Origin of the sequence: Enterococcus saccharolyticus subsp. saccharolyticus (assembly GCF_029023825.1) — a bacterium.
Classification (GTDB): Bacteria; Bacillota; Bacilli; order Lactobacillales; family Enterococcaceae; genus Enterococcus_F; species Enterococcus_F saccharolyticus.
Genome location: NZ_CP118957.1, coordinates 1,455,310 through 1,467,927, shown reverse-complemented (window position 1 = coordinate 1,467,927; position 12,618 = coordinate 1,455,310). Strand labels below are relative to the sequence as shown.

Sequence of the window (12,618 nt, the reverse complement as noted above, 5' to 3'; positions counted from 1 at the left end):
ATAGATTGCTTGATTCTATCCTTGAAAAACACATTGTTTACCAAAATTTTGCTTCGTATACTAAATGTGAGGAGGGGATAGCATGAAAAAATTTGATTTATTAGAGAAATTATCTTTTGAACGTGTCGTAGGCTCACAAGAAGAGTATCGTGCTATGGAAGTAATTAAAGCAGAAATAGAAACATACGATGTACAAGTGGAGATAGAAGAATTTACCATTGACTTTGTAGAAGAGGTGACAGCGACATTTGAAATTCCAGCTACACAGGAGACTTTTGAAGTTACTGGTGTTGGCATGGGTGGAACGGGTGAAGTAGAAGCAGCGTTTCTGTACATTGATGCCTTAGATCCAATTAGCTTAGCGCAAGCCAAAGGGAAAATCGTATTGTTTAATGGCGGGATTACGTATGCTTCTTATAAAAAAATTATCGAAGCGCAAGTCGCAGGTTTTGTCACATTTAATGGGGATTGTTATGATGAACAGACGGATATTGAAGAACGATATCTCCGTCCAAAACTTCAAGCATTGGGTAAAATTCCTGGGATGACGATGAGTATTCGCGAGGCAGAAAAACTTGTGCGGATGAATCCACAAACAGTTAAATTACAGGTGCAAGGGCAAGAAAGTTCCCGTACTTCCCACAATCTTGTAGCAACAATTCCCGGTGAATTAGCAGAAATTGTGGCTTTTACTGCGCATTATGATTCTGTGCGCCATTCTAAAGGGGTCTATGATAATGCAACAGGTGTTTTGGCAGTTTTAGATTTTTTCAAACACTTTGTTACAACAAAACCAAAACGGACATTGAAGTTTATTTGGTGTGGTGCCGAAGAGCGAGGGTTATGTGGATCAACTGCTTATGTCCAAGCGCATCAAAATGAATTATCTGCGTATCGTTTAGTCATTAATGTAGATATGCTAGGCGCTGTCTTAGGGCATGGTGTGGCTTGTGCTACTGCGACCGAGGATTTGATTCATTATGTTGATTTTGTTGCAAACGAATTAGGTCATGGTATCAAAACAAGCCAAGGGGTGTATCTGAGTGATTCTACACCATTTTGGGGGGTGTACCAGCGATAACATTTGCGCGTGGAGCAGCAGTCGGTGGTCCAGTGATTCATTCGAAAAAAGATGTGATTGATTTTCTGAGTGAGACTTCGTTCAATAAAAGCGTGGCGTTTATTATTACTTTTACTACACGAATCATTGATGCAACGGTTCTACCGATTGCACGCGAGATTTCTCAAAAGATGAAAGATGAGCTAGATGTGTATTTATTAAGAAAAGAGAAATGAAAAGAAAATAAAACTTTTTCATAAAAAAACTGATTCGATGTAGTCTATTCTACTAAAAAATGATAAAATAATTAAAATAAATTTTTTCTAAGGGAGAGCAATGTATGACTTTACTATATAAGAGTACACGAGACGCACAAAACATCGTATCAGCTTCGCAAGCAATTCTACAAGGATTAGCGACAGATGGCGGTTTGTATGTACCAACAGAATTACCAAAACTTACATTAGATTTTGATGAATTAGCGACACAAAGCTACCAAGAAGTCGCATTTACAATTATGAGTGCATTTTATCCTGATTTTACAGAAGCAGAATTGCGTCACTGTATCGATTCAGCCTATGATGATAAGTTTGATGATGCAGCGATTGCGCCAGTTGTGAAAAAAGGCAATGACTATTACCTAGAATTATTCCATGGTTCAACGATTGCTTTTAAAGATATGGCATTATCTATTTTACCGTATTTGATGACAACTTCTGCGAAAAAAAATGGCGTTGATTCAGAAATCGTTATTTTAACTGCAACATCTGGTGATACTGGAAAAGCAGCGATGGCTGGTTTTGCAGATGTTCCTGGAACAAAAATTATTGTCTTTTATCCAAGAGATGGCGTCAGCAAAATTCAAGAAAAACAAATGGTGACACAAAAAGGTGAGAACACGTATGTTGTTGCGATTGATGGAAACTTCGATGATGCCCAATCAACAGTAAAAGCATTATTCAATGATGATGCGTTAAAACAAAAATTAGCAGAAAACGGCAAGCAATTTTCTTCTGCTAATTCCATTAATATTGGTCGTTTGATTCCACAAGTTGTTTATTATGTGTATGCTTACGCACAATTGGTAAAAGCAGGTGAAATTAACAATGGTGATTCAATTAATGTGTCCGTGCCAACTGGAAACTTTGGAAATATTTTAGCGGGTTATTACGCAAAACAATTGGGTGTACCATTTAATCAATTAATTTGTGCATCGAATCCAAATAAAGTGTTAACTGATTTCTTCCAAACAGGTGTGTATGATCGTAATCGTCCGTTTTATGTGACTTCTTCACCATCAATGGATATTTTAATTTCAAGTAACTTAGAGCGCTTGATTTTCCATCTAACAGGCGATGATGTTGCTCAAACAAAAACATTGATGGAACAATTAAGTTCAGCAGGTAGCTATGAAATTACACCAGAGATGAAAGCAAAATTAGCTGATTTTTATGGTGATTTCGCAACAGAAGAAGAAACGAAACAAGCGATTGAAAAAGTATACAAAGAAGCAAATTATGTGATTGATCCACATACTGCTGTTGCTGCAAGTGTGTTAGAAAAATATCAAGCACAATCAGATTTACCGTCACTTGTTGTTTCTACTGCAAGTCCATATAAATTCCCGCGTGTGGTCGTAGAAGCCTTAACGAATACTGAAACCGATAAAGACGATTTTGAATTAGTTCATGAATTGAATGAATTATCAAACGTTACAATTCCAACTGCTGTGACAGAATTGGATGACGCACCAATTCGTCATAATCGTGTCATTGCATCCGGTGATATGAAAGCCTGTGTGGAAGATATTTTAGAAGTGAAATAAACAAAGAAGCTCTTTCGAAAATGAATTCGGAAGAGCTTCTTTTTATTTTTTCTTCATGATTGTCATGATAGTTAGCGGAATGGTTAATACGACATAACCAATTATGCTCACTACCAAGAGATAGATCCATTGATTGGTAATAGGAAATAAATTTGCTAATCCAATAGCAATAACAATGGAAAGAAAGTAGCAAACAAATAATTGAACAAAACGTTTGGTAGACATGATAAAACCTTCAATCTTTATTGGAATAGTTTTATTGTATCCAATAATGTTTAAAAATTCTACTTAAATTACACCTAAATTGATTTGTAATAGTGTTTCGACGGCTTTTAAATAATAGTGCACACTATACGTTAAGGCATGGTCATCAATTAAAAAGGCCGGGTGATGCAAGGGGATTCCTTTGCCAGTACCAATTGATGCAAAATAAGTTGCGACATGTTCTTGATAAAAGGCAAAATCTTCGCCACCCAAATTACTTTTGGCTGCAATAAATTCTGTTCCAATAGAAGTCACAGCAGGTGTTATCAATTGATATAATGCTTCATCATTGTTGACGGGGCCTGGTCCAGTAATCCAATCAATCGTCACTGTTTGGTTGTAATTGTCGGCAGTGTTTTGAATGATTTTTTTCGTTTGTTGGATGATGGTTTCACGAACGGTTTCGTCAAAAGTACGAATGGTGCCTTCAAATTGGAATGTATCTGGAATCACATTCCAAGTACTGCCAGCTTCCACATGAGTAATCGATAGAACTGCTTGTTCACTTGCGGGTACATGACGACTAATAATTGCTTGTAAATTGGTGATAATTTGTGAACCTGTGACAATTGGATCGTTTCCTTGATCTGGATGTGCGGCATGCGTTCCTGTACCGTGAATAATTACATGGAAACGATCTACGCTCGCCATTTGACGTGAAAGGCGAGCGGAAATCGCACCTAAAGGTAAGTCAGGAGCATTATGGAAACCAACTAATCCTGACCAATGACTAAAATCAAGCACGTCGATGACTTCTTTGGCACCTTGGAAAATTTCTTCGGCAGGTTGGAAAATCAAATAAATTTTCCCTGGTAATTGGTCTTCGTATTGTTTGAGTAAAATGGCTGCACCTAACAAAGAAGTTGTATGGAAATCGTGCCCACATGCATGCATTGCGCCAGCATTTACTGATGCGTAATCTAAATTGGTTGCTTCAAGAATTGGTAGAGCATCGATATCCGCTCGTAAACCAATGATGACTTCTTCTTTTGTTCCAATTTCAGCAATGACTCCAGTTTTTAATGTTGTCTCAACAATAGAGATATGATGCTCTTGAAGGATTTTCTTAATAAAAGCTGTCGTCTCAAATTCTTGTCCAGATAGTTCAGGATATCGATGGAGATGATGACGAATAGCGGTTAATTTGTCAAAAAAAGCTGTGTCAACTACCATTATTTAGGCTCCTTACTTTTGTAAATCAGCTGGAATGAACCAGTAATTATTTTTATTTTTTCCTTTTAAAAATTCTGCAAATTCATCAGATTTATAAGCGGCAACAATATCTTTTGCCCATTGTTGCTCGGCATTTTTCTTATCAACAGTGACCACAAGTTCATATTGTTTTAAAATATCTTCGCTTAATAAACTATCTTCAGCTGGAATATTTGCGCTGTAGACGATACTACCTGGAATGACCCCAAAATCAATGTCTTGAAGACTGCGTGGGATTTGTGCAGAATCCATTGCGACTACGTCCAAGTTCAATGGATTTTCAACGATATTACTCGTAGTGGCTGCAATAGGTTCTACTTTTTCATCTAATTTAATCCAACCCACTTTTTCTAACAGCAACAACGCACGAGCTGTATTGGACGCATCTTCAGGAATTGCGATAGTATCGCCTTCTTCAACTTGTTTTAAACTGTCTTTGCGTCCGCCAAAAATACCAGCTGGAACAGTCGGGATTGAAACTAATCCAACTAAATTAGCATCACTATTTTCGTTGAAATTTTCTAAATAAGCGGTATGTTGATCAACATTGACATCAACTTCTCCTTCATTTAAGGCAACATCGGCTTGTAAAAGGGCATCAAAAGCCGTTTCTGTGACTGTGTATCCTTCTTTTTCCAAAATGGGTTTAATTCCTTCTAAAAATAATTCGCTATAAGGTCCCGGCGAAGTTCCTACCCGAATGGTTGTATTTTCCGCTTCGTTTGATTTGCCGCATCCTGCTAGTAACAAGACCGCACCAACTAACCCAATGACACCACTTAACACTGATTTTTTCATTCAAATTCCTCCTTGTGTAATAAAAAAATCCCTAGAAGAGTCTATTCTTCTAAGGATGTACGAGACATGTTACCACCTTGATTTATGCGTTTTTCACAATAACGCACCTCATGAAGTAATCGTGTTACTTCTACTCGATAACGGAAGCACCCGCTTGCGACTGTCTATATAGAGTCATCGCAATCACTCAAAAGCCATCTTCGCACCTATCTTTTCATCTCTTCTCAGCTACCGAGACTCTCTGTTAGAAAAATAATAGGTGGTACTCTCTTTATCAACGTGTTTGTTGATTTGATTTGAATCATAGCAAAGGCCCAACGACGTGTCAACGCATTCACCGGTCAGTATTAGGCTTTTTAACCCGATGATAGTTTTTGTTTATCGTGAAAAAAAGACTATCACATAAACAGATAGTCTAAAAAAATTCTCTTCGTTATAAAGTAGCGTGTAGGAGGTTATACAATAAATCAATCAAGCAATAACGTGCGTAAATCTTGTTGCATCCTTGGTGAAATATGCAAGACATTGGTTAAGTAAGCATCGATGTTGCCAAATTCTTTCGTTACTGTTTGATAGAAAGTATCTAGGAATTCTGATTCAACATTTAAGGCAATTTGTAAGGTTTCGGTAATTTCTTGTGTCGCACCATTGTCCTTTGCTAATTGGAGTATTTCTTGGTTTTCTTGCACCCGTAATTGATTGGTTGCTAAATAATCTTGATAAATCGTTTCTTTTGGGATGTTTAAAATTTCTAATAATAAGGCAGCAGAGATACCTGTACGATCTTTTCCGACAAAACAATGAAATAAGAAACTATTTTTTTCTGAGACACTTAAGGCAGTTTCAATCATTTTGGTAAAGCCGGCCTGTGCGCCGGGATTGATTGTCATTGTATAGTAAATGTCATGCATGTATGCGCGTGCACGTTTTGCAGAACCGATTTTAATGAAATCTTCCAAACCTGCACCTTCATCATGAATACTTTTGAAAATATCAATATGAACATAATAAGTGTTATTAAAAACTTTGTCGGGACGTTCACTCACTTCATCCAATGAACGTAAATCGACAATTGTTTCTAGGTGATAATCATTCAGTAAGCGTTCTTAATCATGTAAAGAAACGCGTGATAATTCACCTGAACGCAATAATTTTTTAGGGATAATTGTTTGTCCATGTCGGTTTTTTAAGCCACCTAAATCACGAAAATTTGTAATAGATTCCATATCACTCTCTCCTTATGTAGCATTTTTTTGGCATCTTTATATCAAATATCTTAACACATTATAGGAAAGGGAGAAGGAAAAAATAATTTTGAATATTTATTAGAAAATAGTTATAATGAATGTGTTTACAATGTGTCGAATTTTGAAAGGACGTGAAAAATGTGGTTAAAAAATTTCCAGAAAACTTCTTATGGGGTGGCGCAACTGCGGCTAACCAATATGAAGGTGCGTATGACGCAGATGGAAAAGGTTGGTCAGTTCAAGATGTAACGCCTAAAGGTGGTTTTGGTGTTGTTACAGAGGAACCAACAGAAGATAATTTAAAATTAGTAGGGATTGATTTTTACAATCGCTATAAAGAAGATATTAAATTATTTGCAGAAATGGGTTTTAAGGTTTACCGTACGTCTATCGCATGGTCTCGTATTTTTCCAAAAGGAGACGAAAGTGAACCAAATGAAGCGGGTTTAGCCTTTTATGATAAGGTCTTTGATGAGTGTTTAAAATATGGAATTGAGCCGTTAATTACAATTTCTCATTATGAAACACCACTTCATTTAGCACGTGAATACGATGGTTGGACAAATCGTCAATTAATTGATTTTTATGAAAATTATGTGCGTACTTTATTTACACGTTATAAAGATAAAGTAAAATACTGGTTAACATTTAACGAAATTAACTCTGTTTTACACGCACCATTTATGAGTGGGGGGATTGCTACACCACCTGAAAAACTATCAAAACAAGATTTATATCAAGCCATTCATCATGAATTAGTAGCTAGTGCATTAGCAACGAAAATTGGTCATGAAATCAATCCTGATTTCCAAATTGGTTGTATGGTGTTAGCAATGCCAACCTATCCAATGACACCTAATCCAGATGATGTGGTTGCGAAATTAGAAGCAGATCGTCAAAACTATCTATTTTCAGATATTCATGTGCGTGGAAAATATCCAAGCTATATTAAAAAATATTTTGCCGACAATAATATTGAGATTCAGTTTGCAGAAGGCGATGCTGAATTATTAGCAGAACACACAGTAGATTTCATTTCATTTAGTTACTATATGAGTACAACTGAAACTGCAACACCTGAAAAATATGAACGTGGACGTGGAAACATCTTAGGTGGCTTCCCAAATCCATATTTAGAAGCTTCTGAATGGGGCTGGCAAATCGATCCAAAAGGTTTATATATTGTCTTAAATGAGTTTTATGACCGTTATCAAATACCATTGTTCATCGTTGAAAATGGTTTAGGTGCGGTGGATAAACTAGTTGAAGGCGATGATGGCGAATTAACGGTTATTGATGATTACCGTATTGATTACATGAATGACCACTTGGTTCAAGTTGGTAAAGCAATTGAAGACGGTGTTGAAGTAATGGGCTATACGTCTTGGGGTTGTATTGACTTAGTCAGTGCATCGACAGCACAAATGTCGAAACGTTATGGATTTATTTATGTTGACCGTAACGACGATGGTTCAGGTTCACTAGATCGTTATAAAAAGAAGAGTTTCAATTGGTATAAAGAAGTAATTGAAACAAATGGTACAAGCTTGAAAGAAAAATAAACAATCGAACACTTCCTACAAACGATACGGGGAGTGTTTTTCCATCACTGGGAGGAATTAAAATGGTAAAAAAATTATTTGAATCGATGACGATTCGCAATTTGACATTAAAAAACCGAATTGTGATGTCACCAATGTGTATGTATTCAGCCGCAGAAGACGGAAAAGTGACGCCATGGCATGTGACACATTATCATTCGCGAGCAGTTGGGCAAGTTGGTTTGATTATTTTAGAAGCAACAGCGGTCAAACCAGAAGGTCGTATTAGTGTGAACGACTTAGGTATTTGGTCAGATGAACACATTGAAGGTTTACAGAACATTACTAGTCTTGTGAAACAAAGTGGCGCAGCGGTCGGCATTCAACTTGCTCATGCTGGGAGAAAAGCAGAGGTACCAGAAGAAATTTTTGCACCTTCTGCAATTGCTTTTGATGAACAATCAAAGACACCACAAGAAATGACCTTAGCGGATATACAAGAAGTGATTGCTGCTTTTCAGCAAGCTGCCGTCCGTGCGCAACAAGCAAACTTTGATATGATTGAAATTCATGCGGCACATGGTTATTTAATTAATGAATTTTTATCGCCATTAGCGAATCATCGTCAAGATGGCTACGGAGGTTCTTTAGAAAATCGTTATCGTCTGTTAAAAGAAGTAGTATCTGCTGTTCGAGAAGTGTGGGACAAAGCAGTGTTTGTACGTATTTCTGCGCATGATTATACAGAAGGTGGGATGACACCAGCCGATTATGTTCCTGTAGCAGAATGGCTAAAAGCACAAGACGTAGATGTAATTGATGTTAGTTCAGGAGCAGTTGTTACAGCACCTATTGATGTTTATCCAGGCTATCAAGTACCTTTTGCTGAATTGATTCGTCAAGAAGCAAGTGTACCCACTGGAGCAGTTGGTTTAATTCATACCGGTATTCAAGCCGAAGAAATTTTAAAAAACGAGCGTGCAGATTTGATCTTCTTAGGAAGAGAATTGTTGCGTGATCCTTATTGGCCTTATCAAGCAGCGAAAGAATTACGAACAGAGATTGCAGCGCCCAAACAATACCGTCGTGGATGGTTGTTTTAAGTGAAAAAAAGCTTGTCGGCATATTTGCCGACAAGCTTTTTTGTTATTCTACAGTGACAGATTTTGCTAAGTTACGTGGTTTATCAACATCATAACCGCGTTGTAATGTAGCAAAGTAAGCAATTAGTTGTGTTGGAATAACAGAAACTAATGAAGTTAGGAGTGGATGGACATTTGGTAAAACCAACTGGTCAGTTGGGCGTGCTAGTTCTTCGCTAACAATCACGACTGTTTTTGCACCACGACTTTCAACTTCTTTTAAGTTTCCACGTGTATGTGCGCCAGTATGAGCTTCAGTAATCACACCGATGACTGGTGTACCATCTTCAATCAAAGCGATTGTTCCATGTTTTAATTCACCGGCAGCAAAACCTTCTGCTTGGATATATGAAATTTCTTTTAATTTCAATGAAGCTTCGCAAGAAACATAGTAATCATTGCCACGTCCGATATAAAAAGCATTACGTGTGCCTGTCAAATAATCTTCTGTTAATTGAGAGATGACTGCTTTTTCACTAATCATTGTCTCCATAGCAGAAGCAACTAATGCTAATTCATGGAAAACATCAAAGTCTTTGGCTGCAGCAATTTGTTTGACTTCACCAATTCCTTTAGCGAATAAAGCTAAAACAGCGATTTGTGCAGTATACGCTTTGGTTGAAGCAACTGCGATTTCTGGACCTGCATGTAATAATAATGTATATTTTGCTTCACGTGAAAGTGTTGATCCTGCCACGTTTGTGATAGTTAATGAGGGGTGATTTAAACGGTTAATTTGAACTAATACTTGACGACTGTCTGCTGTTTCACCACTTTGCGTTAAGAAAATAAAGAATGGTTTTTGTGATAACAAAGGCATATTGTAACCAAACTCACTTGATAAATGTACTTCAACAGGGATTTCTGTTGTTTTTTCAATCAGTTGTTTGGCAGCTAAACCAGCATTGTAACTTGTACCGCAAGCAACGATGTAAATACGATCGCTGGTGATGACCTCATCAACTAGTTCTTGATCTAATTTGATTGCACCATTTTCTGCTTGATATTCTTGGACAAGACGACGCATAACAGCCGGTTGTTCGTCAATTTCTTTCAACATGTAATAAGGGTAAGTTCCTTTTTCAATATCTGTTAAATCCAATTGTGCTTCATAAGATTCGCGATAAACATTGTTGCCTTTTTCGTCTTCAATTTGAATGCCCTCAGCAGTTACAGTAACCATTTCACCATCAACGATTTCAACAAAATGACTTGTTTGATCTAGCATTGCTAAAGCATCGCTACAAATAACATTGAAGCCATCACCAAGACCAATTAATAGTGGGCTTTTATTTTTGGCAACATAGATTGTTTCGCCATCTTCTTTATCGACTAAAGCAAAAGCATATGAACCTTGAATGATTGTCAATGCTTTTTGGAATGCTTCTTTTGTTGAAAGTTGTTCGTTTTCCATTAAAGCTGCAACTAAATGAACAGCGATTTCCGTATCTGTTTCACCATAAAAAGTGTCATCTGTTAAGTACATTTGACGAATTTCTTCAAAGTTTTCAATGACGCCGTTATGAACAAGAACTAGACGACCATTTTGAGAAGTGTGAGGATGAGCATTTTCTTCAGATGGTTTGCCATGTGTTGCCCAACGTGTATGGCCAATACCAATAGTTCCGTTGACATCATCTGTCATTTTTTCCTCTAAATTTTTAATGCGACCTTGCGCTTTAATCAAATGATGGTTTTGTTTATCAGAAACAAATAGACCCGCTGAGTCATAACCACGATATTCTAAACGTTCCAATCCGTTGATAATAATTTTTTCTGCATTTTCTTTTCCTACGATTCCTACGATTCCGCACATAATGAGTTTCCTACTTTCTTTCTGTTTGTCATTATGTATTTCTAACTGCATGACAAGTGTTTTGTGTAGACCTCACAGTCTTGTTTTGTCCTTGTCTGTAGAGTGCAGACCCTAGAGCCACCCGCCGAATATTCGATAAGCTCTGTCCTCGTCATCTATTTGAAGTAGTCTCAATAGATCTGGCGCTTTAAATTGGTATAGTTTATCTTGTGTGTTGCTTAGTTTAGAAATACATTGGTAATCATATACATAAAAACGTTATAAGTCAACAAAAAAATAAATAAAATTAAATTGGTCTAACGAAAACGGTTGGAAAGTATAGAAAAACAAGTTTTTTCTGTCAAATTTTTGTTGGATTCGATACAATGGAAGAGAAAGAGGGGATAATATGTCAGAAGTTCAAGCAATGACTTTTAAAGAATTAAAAGAAGTCGTCCGAAAGTTAGAAAAGGCAAATGTGTCAGATGATACAAAAGTAATGTTAGATACTGGTTGGGATAGTTTACAAGAAATTTTACCAGCATCTATTCAAGTGAAAGAAGCACGTGCTTTTCAAGTGCAAGACGTTTTAACAGAAGAATTTTTTGGTGGGTATGCGTTGGTGGACAAAGCAGAAAAAATGAATGCCGATGGACCAGTTGAAAATGTAATTGTGATTGAAAACTTATATTAATTGAAGGAGAGCGTCTATGAATACAAGAAGATGGGTAGCGGTTGCGATTGCTGTTGGATTATTTATTTTTTCAGGAATTGCTGCGTTGATACAACCCAAACAAGAAGAGACGGATACATTAAGTGGGTTAAATGCATTACTTTACGGCACAAATGAACTAGCCGAATTTGTGGTTGAACCTGGAGATGAACAGCGCCGAATTGTACATCTATATGTAGAAGGAGAAATTTCTGATACAGGGAGTAGTTTATTTGCAACAGAAGGATACAATCATCAAATGTTCTTGGAAGAATTAAAACAGATCCAAAATGATCCAACGATTGCTGGTGTTTTATTAGAAGTGAATTCACCAGGTGGTGGGGTTTATCAAAGTGCCGAAATCGCCAAAGAAATTCGCAAAATTCAAGAGTTAGAAGTGCCGATTTATGTCACGATGACGCAAATGGCTGCCAGTGGCGGGTATTATATTTCGGCATCGGCGGATAAAATTTTTGCAACCGAGGAAACGGTGACAGGCTCAATCGGTGTGATTATGAGTGGCATTAATTATGCGGGATTATTTGAAAAATTAGGAATTGAAGATGCTACGTATAAAAGTGGTGCCTTAAAAGATGTTGGGTCTGGTGCCAGAAAACCAACAGCAGGTGATAAAGAAGTGTTACAGACATTCGTTAATAATTCGTATGATCGTTTTGTCAAAATTGTTTCTGATGGTCGTCAAATGCCAGAAGAACAAGTACGAAAAATTGCTGATGGTCGTATTTATGATGGCCAACAAGCATTGGATAATGGCTTAGTGGATGAATTAGGATTTCCAGAAGATGCGTTAACCGCACTACGTACAGAGCAAGACTTAGATAATGCCGAATTAATTGAATATGATTTGTCAGCAACAGGCTTTGCCAATACGTGGTTTGGTTCAAAGTTAGCCGAAGTTCAAGGATTGAAACCATCAGAAAGCACACGTGTCTTAACTATTCTTGAAAGTATTGGGACACCAGATGCACCGAAACCTTTGTATTATTATGGAGGTGAGTAAG

General features: G+C 37.1%; 11 protein-coding genes, 1 pseudogene and 1 other annotated feature. Of the genes and pseudogenes, 7 read left to right on the top strand and 5 right to left on the bottom strand.

What is annotated here, in order from left to right:
- Nucleotides 1-82: 82 nt before the first annotated feature.
- From PYW32_RS07590 to thrC, 3 genes are all read left to right on the top strand, one after another.
- Nucleotides 83-1,081 carry a M28 family metallopeptidase gene (locus PYW32_RS07590; RefSeq protein ID WP_016174915.1) on the top strand — a complete coding sequence of 333 codons (999 nt, stop codon included), beginning with the start codon at nucleotides 83-85 and terminating at the stop codon, nucleotides 1,079-1,081.
- Nucleotides 1,060-1,296 (top strand): hypothetical protein, encoded by a 237-nt coding sequence (locus tag PYW32_RS07585; protein ID WP_016174916.1) that lies wholly within the window; start codon nucleotides 1,060-1,062, stop codon nucleotides 1,294-1,296. The genes PYW32_RS07590 and PYW32_RS07585 overlap by 22 nt, the downstream gene beginning before the upstream one ends.
- Before the next feature lie 104 nt (nucleotides 1,297-1,400).
- The gene (thrC, locus tag PYW32_RS07580) at nucleotides 1,401-2,885 is read left to right on the top strand and encodes a threonine synthase (RefSeq protein ID WP_016174917.1); all 1,485 of its coding nucleotides are present in this window, start codon (nucleotides 1,401-1,403) and stop codon (nucleotides 2,883-2,885) included.
- Nucleotides 2,886-2,927: 42 nt separating this feature from the next.
- Here the strand turns inward: thrC and PYW32_RS07575 are convergent, their stop codons facing one another.
- From PYW32_RS07575 to PYW32_RS07560, 4 genes and pseudogenes are all read right to left on the bottom strand, one after another.
- Nucleotides 2,928-3,110 carry a hypothetical protein gene (locus PYW32_RS07575; RefSeq protein ID WP_016174918.1) on the bottom strand — a complete coding sequence of 61 codons (183 nt, stop codon included), beginning with the start codon at nucleotides 3,108-3,110 and terminating at the stop codon, nucleotides 2,928-2,930.
- A 63-nt stretch (nucleotides 3,111-3,173) separates the two neighbouring features.
- A complete protein-coding gene (locus PYW32_RS07570) occupies nucleotides 3,174-4,322 on the bottom strand; it encodes an amidohydrolase (RefSeq protein WP_016174919.1) in 1,149 nt (382 codons plus the stop codon).
- 12 nt (nucleotides 4,323-4,334) lie between these two features.
- Nucleotides 4,335-5,159: a MetQ/NlpA family ABC transporter substrate-binding protein gene (locus tag PYW32_RS07565; RefSeq protein ID WP_016174920.1), complete on the bottom strand. Its 825-nt coding sequence runs from the start codon at nucleotides 5,157-5,159 to the stop codon at nucleotides 4,335-4,337.
- A 48-nt stretch (nucleotides 5,160-5,207) separates the two neighbouring features.
- Nucleotides 5,208-5,446, bottom strand: a binding site (T-box leader).
- A 180-nt stretch (nucleotides 5,447-5,626) separates the two neighbouring features.
- A pseudogene (locus PYW32_RS07560) lies at nucleotides 5,627-6,385 on the bottom strand (tyrosine-protein phosphatase).
- 161 nt (nucleotides 6,386-6,546) lie between these two features.
- On the opposite strand from PYW32_RS07560, the gene PYW32_RS07555 reads away from it, so the two are divergent.
- Together PYW32_RS07555 and namA are read left to right on the top strand one after the other, a co-directional pair.
- Complete coding sequence (locus PYW32_RS07555; protein ID WP_016174923.1) at nucleotides 6,547-7,968, top strand: glycoside hydrolase family 1 protein; 1,422 nt, start codon at nucleotides 6,547-6,549, stop codon at nucleotides 7,966-7,968.
- A gap of 62 nt (nucleotides 7,969-8,030) precedes the next feature.
- Nucleotides 8,031-9,050, top strand: a complete 1,020-nt coding sequence (gene namA / locus PYW32_RS07550) for an NADPH dehydrogenase NamA (protein ID WP_016174924.1) — start codon at nucleotides 8,031-8,033, stop codon at nucleotides 9,048-9,050.
- A 43-nt stretch (nucleotides 9,051-9,093) separates the two neighbouring features.
- Here namA and glmS read toward each other — a convergent pair whose 3' ends face one another.
- A complete protein-coding gene (gene glmS, locus PYW32_RS07545; protein ID WP_016174925.1) occupies nucleotides 9,094-10,905 on the bottom strand; it encodes a glutamine--fructose-6-phosphate transaminase (isomerizing) in 1,812 nt (603 codons plus the stop codon).
- 388 nt (nucleotides 10,906-11,293) lie between these two features.
- On the opposite strand from glmS, the gene PYW32_RS07540 reads away from it, so the two are divergent.
- Complete coding sequence (locus PYW32_RS07540) at nucleotides 11,294-11,578, top strand: hypothetical protein (protein WP_016174926.1); 285 nt, start codon at nucleotides 11,294-11,296, stop codon at nucleotides 11,576-11,578.
- Between the two features lie 16 nt (nucleotides 11,579-11,594).
- Complete coding sequence (gene sppA, locus PYW32_RS07535) at nucleotides 11,595-12,617, top strand: signal peptide peptidase SppA (RefSeq protein ID WP_016174927.1); 1,023 nt, start codon at nucleotides 11,595-11,597, stop codon at nucleotides 12,615-12,617.
- The last annotated feature ends 1 nt before the right edge of the window (nucleotide 12,618 follow it).

Excerpts from the sequence above, each read along its gene's own strand:
- PYW32_RS07575 (WP_016174918.1), bottom strand. The coding sequence starts at position 3,110 with ATGTCTACCAAACGTTTTGTTCAATTATTTGTTTGCTACTTTCTTTCC.
- namA (WP_016174924.1), top strand. The coding sequence starts at position 8,031 with ATGGTAAAAAAATTATTTGAATCGATGACGATTCGCAATTTGACATTA.
- glmS (WP_016174925.1), bottom strand. The coding sequence starts at position 10,905 with ATGTGCGGAATCGTAGGAATCGTAGGAAAAGAAAATGCAGAAAAAATT.
- PYW32_RS07590 (WP_016174915.1), top strand. The coding sequence starts at position 83 with ATGAAAAAATTTGATTTATTAGAGAAATTATCTTTTGAACGTGTCGTA.
- PYW32_RS07565 (WP_016174920.1), bottom strand. The coding sequence starts at position 5,159 with ATGAAAAAATCAGTGTTAAGTGGTGTCATTGGGTTAGTTGGTGCGGTC.
- PYW32_RS07540 (WP_016174926.1), top strand. The coding sequence starts at position 11,294 with ATGTCAGAAGTTCAAGCAATGACTTTTAAAGAATTAAAAGAAGTCGTC.
- PYW32_RS07570 (WP_016174919.1), bottom strand. The coding sequence starts at position 4,322 with ATGGTAGTTGACACAGCTTTTTTTGACAAATTAACCGCTATTCGTCAT.
- sppA (WP_016174927.1), top strand. The coding sequence starts at position 11,595 with ATGAATACAAGAAGATGGGTAGCGGTTGCGATTGCTGTTGGATTATTT.
- thrC (WP_016174917.1), top strand. The coding sequence starts at position 1,401 with ATGACTTTACTATATAAGAGTACACGAGACGCACAAAACATCGTATCA.